This is a genomic window from Thauera butanivorans (assembly GCF_048398245.1).
Lineage (GTDB): Bacteria > Pseudomonadota > Gammaproteobacteria > Burkholderiales > Rhodocyclaceae > Thauera > Thauera butanivorans.
Genome location: NZ_CP183038.1, coordinates 1884976 through 1898319, shown reverse-complemented (window position 1 = coordinate 1898319; position 13344 = coordinate 1884976). Strand labels below are relative to the sequence as shown.

Annotated in this window: 9 protein-coding genes and 1 pseudogene; 6 read left to right on the top strand and 4 right to left on the bottom strand. The window is 64.6% G+C overall.

The window, feature by feature from the left end:
• The first annotated feature begins 18 nt into the window (after positions 1–18).
• Complete coding sequence (locus ACNQFN_RS09170) at positions 19–2109, top strand: TonB-dependent receptor (protein WP_418648618.1); 2091 nt, start codon at positions 19–21, stop codon at positions 2107–2109.
• 222 nt (positions 2110–2331) lie between these two features.
• Here ACNQFN_RS09170 and ACNQFN_RS09165 read toward each other — a convergent pair.
• The 4 genes and pseudogenes from ACNQFN_RS09165 to ACNQFN_RS09150 all read right to left on the bottom strand — a co-directional run.
• Positions 2332–2619: pseudogene (locus tag ACNQFN_RS09165) on the bottom strand (ABC transporter ATP-binding protein); the annotation flags it as partial.
• A 20-nt stretch (positions 2620–2639) separates the two neighbouring features.
• Positions 2640–2783 carry an ABC transporter substrate binding protein gene (locus tag ACNQFN_RS09160; RefSeq protein ID WP_418648908.1) on the bottom strand — a complete coding sequence of 48 codons (144 nt, stop codon included), beginning with the start codon at positions 2781–2783 and terminating at the stop codon, positions 2640–2642.
• A gap of 153 nt (positions 2784–2936) precedes the next feature.
• Positions 2937–3653 carry a response regulator transcription factor gene (locus tag ACNQFN_RS09155; RefSeq protein ID WP_418648617.1) on the bottom strand — a complete coding sequence of 239 codons (717 nt, stop codon included), beginning with the start codon at positions 3651–3653 and terminating at the stop codon, positions 2937–2939.
• Positions 3653–5725 carry a PAS-domain containing protein gene (locus ACNQFN_RS09150; RefSeq protein WP_418648616.1) on the bottom strand — a complete coding sequence of 691 codons (2073 nt, stop codon included), beginning with the start codon at positions 5723–5725 and terminating at the stop codon, positions 3653–3655. Before ACNQFN_RS09150 ends, ACNQFN_RS09155 begins: the two co-directional genes overlap by 1 nt.
• Positions 5726–5971: 246 nt before the next feature.
• Between ACNQFN_RS09150 and ACNQFN_RS09145 the strand changes: the two genes are divergently transcribed.
• The 5 genes from ACNQFN_RS09145 (at position 5972) to ACNQFN_RS09125 (ending at position 13323) form a co-directional block, all read left to right on the top strand.
• Positions 5972–7612: an acyl-CoA synthetase gene (locus tag ACNQFN_RS09145; RefSeq protein WP_418648615.1), complete on the top strand. Its 1641-nt coding sequence runs from the start codon at positions 5972–5974 to the stop codon at positions 7610–7612.
• 88 nt (positions 7613–7700) lie between these two features.
• Entirely contained in the window at positions 7701–9488 is a 1788-nt protein-coding gene (locus ACNQFN_RS09140) for an acyl-CoA dehydrogenase (RefSeq protein WP_418648614.1), read from the top strand.
• Between the two features lie 142 nt (positions 9489–9630).
• Entirely contained in the window at positions 9631–11262 is a 1632-nt protein-coding gene (locus ACNQFN_RS09135) for an electron transfer flavoprotein-ubiquinone oxidoreductase (protein ID WP_418648613.1), read from the top strand.
• Positions 11263–11344: 82 nt separating this feature from the next.
• Entirely contained in the window at positions 11345–11656 is a 312-nt protein-coding gene (locus ACNQFN_RS09130; protein ID WP_418648612.1) for a DUF485 domain-containing protein, read from the top strand.
• The gene (locus ACNQFN_RS09125) at positions 11653–13323 is read left to right on the top strand and encodes a cation acetate symporter (RefSeq protein WP_418648611.1); all 1671 of its coding nucleotides are present in this window, start codon (positions 11653–11655) and stop codon (positions 13321–13323) included. Before ACNQFN_RS09130 ends, ACNQFN_RS09125 begins: the two co-directional genes overlap by 4 nt.
• Positions 13324–13344: the final 21 nt, after the last annotated feature.

Sequence of the window (13344 nt, the reverse complement as noted above, 5' to 3'; positions counted from 1 at the left end):
ATCCTCCTGGAGTTTCCCATGAACAACACAGGCATCATCGACCTGGATTCCGCCGAGAAACGCAAGCGCCGGGCACGAGACGGCATGCTCCGGGTCGATCCGCTGCACATTGCCCTGGTATCCGCGCTGACTCTGCTGGCGACCTCTTCCCCACCTGCATCGGCACAGGGCGCCGCCATTCAGCGTGTGGAATCGAGTGAGCAGACGCTGCCGAGCATCACGGTCACTGCCGAAAAGACCGAGCAGGCGCTGGAGAAAGTGCCCACCAGCGTGGCCGTGGTCAAAGGCTGGGATATCGAACAGTCCGGTACGACCAGCCTGCAGCAACTGGAAGGCCGCGTGCCAGGCCTGTCCTTCCAGCCCTTCGGGCAGGCAGGCATGAATTCACCCGTAATGCGCGGACTGACGGCCAACTTCAACACTTTCTCCACGTCCACGCTGCTGTTGGTCGATGGTGTCCCGACCCTGAGCGCACAGGGTTTCGAGAGCAGCCTGCTCGACGTCGATCGCATCGAGATCATGCGGGGGCCGCAATCGACGCTGTATGGACGCAATGCCGAAGCAGGCGTCATCGCCATCCACAGCCTGCCGATGGACGACACGCCACGCACCCGCATCGCCGGCGAAGTGGGAAGCCGGGACAAACGTGCCCTCAGCTTTGCCTTGAGCCGCCCCATCGTGCCGAACACCTTATATGCGAGCGTGTCGGGAAGCTGGTCCGAGCAGGACGGCTTCATCGACAACCGCCACGCCGGCCACAAGGAAGATGAGCGCCGGCGGCGCAACCTGAATCTGGGCTTGCGCTGGGCGCCGGCCAGCACGACCGATCTCGTGCTGCGCTATACCCGCCAGGATTATGACGACGGCGCCAACCTGTGGGGCGCGCCGACAGCGCCGCGCGCGAAGGTCGCCTCGGGGACGCCGAGCTGGAACCGTTCCATCGGGCAGACGCTGTCGCTGGTCGCCCGGCACGATTTCGGTTCCGGCCTGCGCCTGCATTCGATCACTGCCTGGAACGACTTCAAGGATCGAATCCAGCAGGATACGGACTTCATGCCGATGGACGTCCTCCATGTCGGGCGCGACCATCACCTGCGCACGGTATCCCAGGAGTTCCGCCTCGAAGGAAAACTCGGCGAATCCGACTGGCAGCTCGGCATCTACGGCGACGCCGGCGACAACGACCTGCACAGCACCAGCAAGACGATGATGGGACTATCCGACATGCGAGCCAAGCAGAAGAGCCGGACAGCCGCGGTGTTTACCCATTGGAACCTGCCGCTGGCCGAGCACTGGTCGCTGTCGGCCGGACTCCGGGTCGAGCGCAACACGGTACGGCTAACTCCGCGGGATGCGGCAGCGCAGGAAAAGGGCTGGACCCATGCCTCGCCCAAACTTGCCCTGCAATATCAATTCTCGCCGCAGCACCAGTGGTACGCCAGCGTCAGCCGCGGCGTGCGTACCGGCGGTTTCAACATCCTTGCGCCGGCGATCGGCTACCTGCCCTACGATACGGAAAAGAACTGGTCGTACGAGACCGGCCTGAAGGGCTCGCTGCTCGGCCAGCGCATGCGCTATTCGCTGGCGGCCTACCTGATGGACATCGACGACATGCAGGTCATGCAGATGCCGACCGTCGGCATGATGTACATTACCAGCGCGGCAACCGCCACTTCCAAGGGCATCGAGTTCGATGTGGACTATCTGCTGGATAGCGGCTGGCAACTCAGGGGCGGCCTGGCCTGGAACCACATGCGCTTCGACCGGTTCCGGGATGGCGCGGCCGACTACCGCGGCAAGCGCAATCCCTTCGCACCGGACCTGACCGGCCATGTCGGCGTCCGCTACGACGCACCACAGGGCTGGTACATGCAGGCCGACGTCGTCGGCAGCAGCAAGGTCTATCTGGATGCGGCCAACCGATACAAGCGCAACGGCTACGGCCAGCTTCATCTGAGCGCGGGATACCAGCTCGGCAATCTGGAGATCGCGGCCTATGTCCACAATGCCGGAGACCAGCGCTACGACGCGGTGGGCTATCAGAACGGCTTCGTCACCGTCTATAGCCCGCCTCGTGAAGCAGGTGTGCGCCTGATCTGGCGGCAATAGGACTTCCATCAAGGGGTCAGGAGCATACCCATCGACGACATGCGCCCGGTGCAGCCGGGCTCGGTGCTGCGTGAAGACTTTCTGATCCCACCCGGGCTGAGCGTGAACGCACTATCCATGGTGTTTCGCGTGTGCAGCATCACCCCATGATCGAAGCTTGACGGCAGACCCGCGATACGGCTGGCAACGCCGTACCACAGGCCGCTCGATCAAGGCACTAACTCAGCTCAGCAGCAGCTTGTCGTCATCCAGCACTTCGCCGCGCACCTTCTCGAACATCGCGAGCAGGTGATGCACGTCCATCCCTTCGCGCTCCTTGCCCGAGACGTCGAGCACGACCCGCCCCTGGTGCAGCATCACGGTACGTTGGCCGACGTCAAGCGCCTGGCGCATGCTGTGGGTCACCATCATCGTCGTCAGCTTGTGCTCGGCGACGATGCGCACCGTCAGTTCGAGCACGAAGGCGGCGGTGTGCTCGTCCAGCAGCAGGCGCGAAGGCCGCATGCCGGCGGCATTGCCCGCGGCGAGGCTTACTGGATGACCTTGGCGGCGGATTTCACCAGTTCGTCGGACAGCGTGATGCCCTGCTTGCGCGCCGCTTCCGGGTTGACGTGGAGTTCCAGCTTGCTGCTCGTCTCGGAAACGATGTCGCCCGGCTTCTCGCCCTTGAGGATGCGCAGAAAATCGAAGGGCGGATTCTAAGCGATTGCGCCAGCCTTGCGGCGCGCGGCCGGCGCCCTGCTGCGCCTTTCCGCCTCCTGCTCGCCCTCCCGCCCGCTACCACCACTGCCCTGCCTTCGTCAGTCCAGCCCCCGGCGGGCCTGTGCTCACGACCAGCTCACCACCGCCGAAAAAAGATAGCCGGCGCCATACACGGTCTTGATCAGCTTGGCATGCTGGGGGTTTTCTTCGAGTCGTCGGCGCAGGCGCGAGACGCGCAGGTCGATGCTCCGGTCGAGCGCCGACACGTTGCGGCCCGACAGCAGGTGTTCGCGCGAAAGGATCTGGTTGGGACTCCGGAGCAGGGTCAGGAGCAGTTGCGCCTCGGCCAGCCCCAGCGTTTCCTCATGGCCGTCGGGGCTGATCAGGCGATAGGTGCGGACCTCGAATTGCCAGCCGGCAAAGCGCGCGACACGGACCTCCGGGCGGTCGTGGTCATATTCCTCCGGAGTGTAGCGGCGCAGGATGCTGCGCACCCGGGCGATGAGTTCGCGCGCTTCGAAGGGCTTGGTCACATAGTCGTCCGCGCCGAGTTCCAGACCCAGTACCCGGTCGGACGTGTCGGTACGGCCAGTGACGATCAGAACGCCGAAGCGATGGGTCTTGCGCATGCGGTGCATGACGTCCATGCCATCGAGGTCGGGCAGCCCGAGGTCGAGAATGCACAGGCTCGGAGCCTCGACCCGGAGGTGCTGGAGAAACTCGCTGCCGGTGCGGAAGAGCTTGGCACGGTAGGCGAATTTTTCGAGCGTATCGCAGATCTGACGCCCGATCGAGGGATCGTCCTCGACCACATGGATCAGAGTGTGCGGGCGATGTGGCATCAGTTGCTCCCAATCGTCCGCTTGGCCGCGGACGAAGCCCGGCCGAGCGCGGCGAGCAGCGCCTCATGGTCGAAAGGCTTGACCAGCAATGGAATGCTCGGGTCGTGTGCCTCGACCGGGCCCCGGTCGATATAACCGCTCATCAGGATGGCCGGCACCTCGGGCCGGAAGTGCCGAGCAAAGCGCGCGAGGGCGCGTCCGTCCATGTCGCCGGGCATGACCACGTCGGTGAGCAGCAGCGATATGGCCGGAACGTTCTCGAGCATGTCGGCCGCCTCGGCACCGCTTTCCGCCTCAAGGACGCTGCATCCCAGCGACGACAACTGCATGCGCACGATCTTGCGCACCTCGGCGTCATCGTCGACCAGGAGCACCAACCGGCCCTGCAAGTCCAACGGGGCGGTCGCAGCCGTACCGGTTCCGTCCGGGCTGTCGCTCGCGCACGGCAGGATCAGTGCGATCGTGGTGCCGACGGCCTGGCGGCTGCGAATGCGCACGCCGCCGCCGGACTGCTTGACGAACCCGTACACCATCGCCAGGCCCAGGCCGTTGCCCAAGCCGAACTTCTTGGTGGTGAAGAAGGGTTCGAAGACGCGCGCCATGATGCCGCTGTCCATACCGGTACCGTTGTCGCTAACCCCGATCTGCACGTATTCGCCCGGCGGCAGTTCGAGATCGGCCGCGCTGCCGGCATCGAGGCGTTCGAGCGTGGTCTCGATGCGCAGTTCGCCGCCGTTCGGCATCGCGTCGCGGGCGTTCAGGGCAAGGTTCAGGAGCGCATTGTCGAGCTGGCTCGAGTCGACCATGGCGAACAGTTCGGCTTTGCGCGACGAGTTGATCAGCGTGATGTTGTCCGGCAATGAGCGCCGGATCAGCCGTGTCATGCCAGCAATCAACCCGTTGACCTCGACCGGGCGCGGTGCGAGCGGCTGCTGGCGGGAGAACGCGAGCAGGCGCTTCACCAGCTCCACGCCGCGGCTAGCCGCTTCGAGCGCCGGTTCGATGAACTCGTGGTTGAGCGGATCATGCGGTCTTGCATCGCGAATGCCGCCGAGGTTGCCCATGACGATGGTGAGCATGTTGTTGAAGTCATGCGCGAGTCCGCCGGCCAGTTGCCCGATGGCCTCCATCTTTTGCGCCTGCGCGAGCAAATGCTGCGTGCGGCGCTGCTCGGTGGTGTCCACCGAATGGACGAAACAGCCGTGAACCTCGCCATGCTCGTCGATGTCGGGCACCAACGTGCTGAGCGCGTTCACCGTGTTGCCGTGATGCTCGGTCGTGTACTCGTAGCTCACCGTTTCACCCTCGAGCGCGCGATGCACATAGGGCTCGACGAACGCGAACACCTGGTCGCCGATCGCACGCCGAATGGCCAGACCGGGCATGCTGTCTGTCGTCCATCCGAACCACTCGGCATAGCGGCGGTTGGCGTAGCGGTAGGTCCACGATTTGTCGACGTAGGCAATGTGGGCGGGAATGTTGTCGGTGATCCTGCGCAATCGGCCTTCGCTTTGGCGCAGCGCAGCGGTGATCTGGCGGTTTACCTCGATGGCCTGGGTGAGTTCGCGGTTGGTCTCGTGCAGCTCGGCGGTGCGCAGGATAATCGCGGACTCGAGCTCGGACTGGTGGCGTTCAATCTGGGTGCGCTGTTGCTCGACTTCCGTGATGTCGGAGTAGATCGCGATGAAGCCGCGGTGCGGTAGCGGAAAGCCCCGTATCGACAACAGCCGGCCGTTCGGCCTGAGGCGTCGGGTGTCGTGCGTCACGAACATGCGCGCGGCGCTCACGCGCTCGGCGATCTGTCGTTCGGGGTCGCCCTCGCCATATTCGCCCCGCAGCGCGTTGTGGCGGATGAAGGCCTCGAACGGTGTGCCAGGCTCGCTCAGCGCGGCAGGGAAATCGAGGAGCTCGAGAAAGCTGCGGTTGCATGCGATGAGCCGCAAGTGCTCATCGAATACGGTCAGGCCCTGATCGAGCAGATCGAGGCTGGCGGACATCATTTCGCGGTAACGCCGGTCACTTATCGGCCTGGACCGGGACTGGGCTGGCATTGGCGCGGGATCAGGGCTCATGGGACACCTTCCGGACGGGCACGCCCGGTGATTCTATCGAGGCGCGATGCACCTCTGGAGGGCGCGACAAGATTCAGTACATTTTCACGATACTCGCGACAAGCTCCATCGCTAAGCTGCGGCAAAAAAATACGGACGACATCGCGAGCGGAGCCTGCGCCGTGCAGACCGCCGGATCGCACCGGTCGGATCGTTGGCATTGCCGCCAGCGGTGCCGGAATCGTCTTGCACAAAGGAGGAGAACGGATGTCGGGCAATATCTATCAGCAAGGGCTCGGGAAAAACGCGGCCAACTTCGTACCACTCTCGCCCCTCAGCTTCATCGAACGCACCGCCAGTGTCTATCCCCGGCGCACCAGCGTGATCCACGGGCAACGCCAGTTTACCTGGAGCGAGACCTATGCCCGCTGCCGCCGGCTCGCCAGCGCGCTGGTCGCCCACGGCGTCAAGCGCGGCGACACCGTGGCGCTGATGCTGCCCAACGTACCGCCGATGTTCGAGGCGCACTTCGGCGTGCCGATGGCCGGCGCCGTGCTCAACACCCTGAACACCCGCCTGGATCCGGAAGCTGTCGCCTTCATGCTCCAGCACGGCGAGGCCAAGGTGCTGATCACCGACCCCGAGTTCGCCGCCATCATCCGCCCCGCGCTCGATCTGCTGGAAGGCGACAAACCGCTGATCATCGACGCGCTCGACGACGAATACCCCGGTACCGACCGTGTCGGCACCCTGTTGTACGAGGACTTCCTCGCCGGCGGCAACCCCGACTACCCGTGGAGCCTGCCCGCCGACGAATGGGATGCGATCGCGCTCAACTACACTTCCGGCACCACCGGCAACCCCAAGGGCGTGGTCTACCACCACCGCGGCGCCTACCTGAACGCCGCCTCCAACATCATCAGCTGGGGCATGCCGCAGCACGCCGTGTATCTGTGGACGCTGCCGATGTTCCACTGCAACGGCTGGTGCTTCCCGTGGACGATGGCGGCCAACGCCGGTGTCAACGTCTGCCTGCGCAAGGTCGATCCGGCGCTGATCTTCGAGCTGATCCGCCGTGAAAAGGTCAGCCACATATGCGGCGCGCCGATCGTCTACGGCATGCTGATCAACGCCCCCGAACAGCTGCGCGCCGGCATCGAGCACAGCGTCGCCGGCCTCATTGCCGGTGCCGCGCCCCCGGCCGCGATCATCGAAGGCGCCGAGCGCGTCGGCTTCGACATCACCCACGTCTATGGCCTGACCGAAACCTACGGCCCCGCCTCGGTGTGCGCCAAGCATCCGGAATGGGACGAGCTGCCGATCGACCGCCGCGCCGAACGCAACGGCCGCCAGGGCGTGCGCTACCACATGCAGGAAGGGCTGACGGTGATGGACCCGCAGACCATGCAGGAAGTGCCCGCCGACGGCGAGACCATGGGCGAACTGATGTTCCGCGGCAACCTCGTCATGAAGGGCTACCTGAAGAACGAGAAAGCCACGCAGGAAGCCTTCGCCGGCGGCTGGTTCCACACCGGCGACCTGGGCGTGCTGCAGCCTGACGGCTACGTGAAGATCAAGGACCGTTCGAAGGACGTGATCATTTCCGGCGGCGAGAACATCTCCTCGCTGGAAGTCGAGGAAGTGCTGTACCGCCACCCCGCGGTGCTGACCGCCGCCGTGGTCGCCAGGCCCGACGAGAAGTGGGGTGAAGTGCCCGCCGCCTACATCGAGGTCAAGGACGGCGCCGGCGTCACTGCCGACGACATCGTCGCCCACTGCCGCGAACACCTGGCGCGCTTCAAGGTGCCCAAGCACATCGAGTTCTGCGTGCTGCCCAAAACCTCCACCGGCAAGATCCAGAAGTTCGCGCTGCGCGAAATGGCGAAATCAGCCTCTGCGACCGAGTGACATCTCCGTCGTCGTAATTAAAAAAACAGCCTGCGATCCGGCATCCGACCGGGTCGCGATTCATGCGCATTCGAGAAGGAGGAAACCGATGAACTACGTCGCGCCCGTAAAGGACATGCTGTTCGCGATGAACGAGCTGGCGGAGCTGGCCGAGATTTCGGCACTGCCCGGCAATGAAGAGGCCAGCGCCGATCTGGTCGAGACGATTCTCGACGAAGCCGGCAAGTTCGCCAGCGAAGTGCTGGCGCCGATCAACGCGTCCGGCGACAAGGAAGGCAATACCTGGACCGATGGCGTGGTGAGCACGGCCAGGGGTTTCAAGGAGGCATACGCATCGTTTTGCGAAACGGGCTGGAACGGCATGCCGGCTGCGGTCGAGTTCGGTGGCCAGGGCCTGCCGGTGACGGTTTCGACGGCGGTTCTCGAAATGTGGAAATCCGCCAACATGTCGTTCTCCCTGTGCCAGATGCTGACGCTCGGCGCGGTCGAGGCCATTGCCCACCATGCCAGCAACGAGCTCAAGCAGATCTACCTGCCCAACATGGTTGCCGGCAGTTGGACCGGCACGATGAATCTGACCGAGCCGCAGGCGGGGTCCGACCTCGCCGCGGTCCGCTCGAAGGCCGAACCGCGCGGCGACGGCAGCTACGCGGTCAGCGGCACCAAGATCTTCATCACCTGGGGCGAGCACGACATGGCGGAGAACATCATCCACCTGGTGCTGGCACGCCTGCCCGATGCCCCGCCGGGAGTGAAGGGCATTTCGCTGTTCATCGTGCCGAAGTTCCTGGTCAATGCCGACGGCAGCCTGGGCGAACGCAACGATCTCGTGTGCACCTCGATCGAGCACAAGATGGGCATTCATGCCAGCGCCACCGCGGTGATGGCTTTCGGCGAAAAGAACGGCGCGATCGGCTATCTGGTGGGTGAACCCAACCGCGGGCTCGAATACATGTTCACGATGATGAACCACGCGCGCCTGAACGTCGGCCTCGAAGGGGTGGCGATCTCGGAGCGCGCCTATCAGCATGCACTCGCCTATGCGCGCGAGCGCGTCCAGGGCCGCATCGTTGGCGACAAATCGGGCGAGAACAAACCGATCCTGCACCATCCCGACGTGCGCCGCATGCTCATGGACATGAAGTCACGCACCGAGGCCGGCCGTGCACTCGCCTACTACGTGGCGGGCTGCATGGATCGGGCCAGGAGCCACCCGGATGCCGGCGTGCGTGGCGCCAACCAGGCCCGCCTCGAACTCCTGACCCCGGTGGTCAAGGGCTGGTGCACCGAGATGGCGCAGGGCGTGACCTGGAACGGCGTGCAGGTGCATGGCGGCATGGGTTTCATCGAGGAAACCGGTGCCTGCCAGCACATGCGCGACGCCCGCATCACCACGATCTACGAGGGCACCACCGCGATCCAGGCCAACGACCTGATAGGACGCAAGATCGCAAAGGAAGGTGGCAAGAACATGGGCATCCTGCGCGAGGACATCGCCGCGACCGCGATGACGCTGCGCACGACCGGCGATCCCGCTCTCATCGCGCTGGCCGACAGCCTCGACCGTGGCATTGCCGCGCTGGGCGACGCCACCCAGTGGCTGCTGGACAACCATGAGGCCAAGCCACAGGCCGCGGCGGCCGGAGCTGTGCCCTTCCTCAAGCTCACCGGCGTGGTCGTCGGCGGCTGGCTGATGGCACGCGTGGCCGGCATCGCCGCGACACGCGCGGGTGACAGCGACGGCGATTTCTACAAGGCCAAGCTTGCCACCGCGGCTTTCTTCGCGCAGCACGCGATGCCCGAGGCCGGCGCCTATCGCGACGCGATCATGAACGGTGCCGATGCGGTGCTGGCGCTCGCCGAGTCGCAGTTCTGACAAGAGACCCGGATGAGCAGCTTGCCGGTCTCCGCCCGGATCTCCGCGGCGGGGGCGCCCGGTGTTGCGCTCGGCCCGGGCATGTCAGCCGCCGGCCGATGTCGGCATGGCAGCCCGCACGAACAAAAGCCTGGAGACAGGAATGACGCGTGAAGCAATGGAGTATGACGTCGTGATCGTCGGAGCGGGCCCCTCCGGGCTCAGCGCCGCGATCAGACTCAAGCAGCTTGCCGAAAAGGCGGGTAGCGAAGTTTCGGTGTGCGTGGTCGAGAAAGGCTCCGAGGTCGGGGCGCACATTCTCTCGGGCGCGGTGATCGAGCCGCGCACGCTCGAGGAGCTTTTTCCCGACTGGCGCGAGCGCGGCGCACCGCTCAACACCGCCGTGCGCGAAGACCGATTCATGTATCTGACGGCGGGCAGGTCGATCAAGCTGCCGACGCCGCCCCAGATGCATAACGAAGGCAACTACATCGTCAGCCTCGGCAACGTGGTGCGCTGGCTGGGCGAGCAGGCCGAGGCGCTGGGGGTCGAGATTTATCCGGGTTTCGCCGCTTCCGAGGTGCTCTACCATGAAGACGGCTCGGTGCGCGGCATCGCCACCGGCGACATGGGCGTGGAGCGCAATGGCGAGCATGGCCCCAACTACCAGCCCGGCATCGAGCTGCATGCGCGCCAGACGGTGTTTTCCGAAGGCTGCCGCGGCTCCCTCACCAAGGAGCTGATGGCGCGCTTCGATCTGCGCGCCGGGGTCGATCCGCAGACCTATGGCCTGGGCATCAAGGAGTTGTGGGAAGTGGCCCCCGAGGCTCATCGGCCTGGCCTGACCCTGCACACGATCGGCTGGCCGCTGCAGTCCGACACCTACGGGGGTTCCTTCCTGTATCACCTCGAGGACAATCTGGTGGCGGTCGGCTTCGTCGTCGGACTCGACTACGCCAATCCGCACTTGTCGCCGTACGAGGAGTTCCAGCGTTTCAAGACCCATCCGGCCATCCGGCCGACCTTCGAGGGCGGCCGGCGGATCTCGTATGGCGCGCGGGCGCTGTCCGAGGGCGGCTATCAATCGGTACCGAAGCTGAGCTTTCCCGGTGGCGTGCTGATCGGCGACACCGCGGGCTTCCTGAACGTGCCCAAGATCAAGGGCACCCACATGGCGATGAAGTCGGGCATCGTCGCGGCCGAGGCCTTGTTCGCCGATCTGTCGCAGTCCGACGCGCCCGGCCGTGAAGTGGCCGACTACCCCGAACGGCTCAAGCAGAGCTGGCTCTGGAGCGAACTCCATCAGGTCCGCAACATTCGGCCCTCGTTCCGGTGGGGCCTGTGGGGCGGGCTCGCCTACAGCGCGCTCGACACCTATGTGCTGCATGGCAAGGCGCCGTGGACCTTCCATCACCATGCCGATCATGTGCAGTTGCGCAAGGCTTCGGAGTCTGCGCCGATCGCATATCCGAAACCGGACGGCAAGATCAGTTTCGACCGTCTGTCGTCGGTCTTCATCTCGGCCACCAACCATGCCGAGGAACAGCCCTGTCATCTGCGCCTCAAGGATTCGGTGGTGCCGGTCGGCGTCAACCTGGCGCTCTATGGCGCCCCGGAAACCCGCTATTGCCCGGCCGGCGTCTACGAGATCGTCGATGAGCCGGGCGGCCCGCGCATGCAGATCAATGCGCAGAACTGCCTGCATTGCAAGACCTGCGACATCAAGGACCCGACCCAGAACATCGACTGGACAGTGCCCGAGGGAGGGGGCGGCCCGAACTACCCGAACATGTAGCAACACCCTGGCCGGGATCGCAGCGATCGATCCGACGCCTCGACGGCGAGCAGTTTTCAACCACTTTTCAAGGACTGGAACAATGTCTGCAGATATCTACAAAAAGGTCAGGGCGAATCCACGCTTCGCCGAACTGGAGCGCAAGCGGAGCCGTTTTGCGATGCTGCTCAGCGCAATGGTGCTGGTGACCTACTACGCGTTGATGATGATCGTCGCGTTCGCCCCGGACGTACTGCGCGTGCCGATCTCGAGCAACGGCGTGCTGACGGTGGGCGTGCCGGCCGGCGCCTTCATCATCATTGGCTCGTGGCTCCTGACCGGCTGGTACGTCAGCCGTTCGAACGGTGAATTCGATGAACTCCAGAATCAGATCATCAAGGAGGCCCAAAAATGAACAGACTCCGTCATGCGCTTCTGTGCGTGCTGTTCCTGGTGGCCGGAGGTGCCGTGATCGCGGCCGATGCGGTCGGCGTAGCGCAGAAGCAGCCGGTCAACATGACCGCGATCGCGATGTTCCTGGTGTTCGTCGTGGCCACGATGGGCATCACCTATTGGGCCGCGAGCCGCACCAAGTCCACCTCCGACTTCTATACTGCGGGCGGCGGCATCACCGGCTTCCAGAACGGCCTCGCGATCGCCGGTGACTACATGTCGGCGGCGACCCTGCTGGGCTTGTCCGCGATGACGTTCGCGAAGGGCCTGGACGGGTTCATCTTCGCGATCGGCTTTTTCGTCGGCTGGCCGGTGATCCTGTTCCTGATGGCCGAACGTCTGCGCAACCTGGGCAAGTTCACGTTCGCCGACATCGCCTCGTACCGGCTCGAGCAGAGCACCATCCGCACTTTCGCCGCGTTCGGCTCGCTGACCGTGGTGTGCTTCTACCTGATCGTCCAGATGGTCGGCGCCGGCCAGCTCATCAAGCTGTTGTTCGGCCTCGATTACTCGACCGCGGTGATCCTGGTCGGGGTGCTGATGGTGATCTACGTGACCTTCGGCGGCATGATCGCAACGACATGGGTACAGATCATCAAGGCCTGCCTGATGCTCTTCGGCGGCACCGTGCTGCTGATCCTGACGATGAGCCAGTTCGGCTTCAGCCTCGAAACGATGGCGCAGAAGGCGGTCGAAGCACACGCCGACGGTATCGCGATCATGGGCCCCGGTTCGTTGCTGGCCGACCCGGTTACTGCGGTGTCGCTGTCGCTGGGCCTGGTGTTCGGCACTGCCGGGCTGCCCCACATCATGATGCGTTTCTTCACGGTGCCGAACGCCAAGGAGGCACGCAAGAGCGTCTTCGTCGCGAGCGGCTGCATCGGCTATTTCTTCCTGGTGGTGTGCACCCTGGGACTGGCCGCGATCGTCATCGTCGGCACCAATCCCGAGTACTACGAGGGCGGCGACCTTGCCGGCAAGCTGATCGGCGGCGGCAACATGCCGGTAATGCATCTTTCCAAGGCGCTGGGCGGCAACCTGTTCCTCGGCTTCATGTCGGCGGTGGCATTCGCGACCATCCTCGCCGTGGTGTCGGGCCTGGCGCTTGCGGGCGCGTCGGCGATCGCACACGACATCTATGCACGAGTCGTTCGCAAGGGCGGCGCATCGGACCTCGAGGAAATGCGCGTCACGCGCATCGCCACGATTGCGCTCGGCGTGGTGGCGGTGCTGCTCGGGATCATGTTCGAGAAGCAGAACGTCGCGTTCCTGGTGGGCCTCACCTTCGGCATCGCCGCTTCGACCAACTTCCCGGTCCTGATCCTGTCGATGTACTGGAAAGGCCTCACGACGCGCGGCGCGCTGCTCGGCGGCCTGATCGGGCTGGTGTCCGCAGTCTCCTTCGTGGTGCTATCGAACGCGGTCTGGGTGGTCGTACTCGGCAACCCGAAGGCGATCTTCCCGTATGAGCAACCCGCCTTGTTCTCGATGCCGCTCGCGTTCTTCTTCACCTGGCTGTTCTCCGTCACCGACAAGAGCGCCCGGGCGGCGATCGACAAGGCCGGTTTCGACGATCAGTACGTCCGTTCGCAGACCGGCATCGGCGCAGCCGCGGCCAGCTCGCACTGAGCGGAGTGCGGGCCCAGGGGC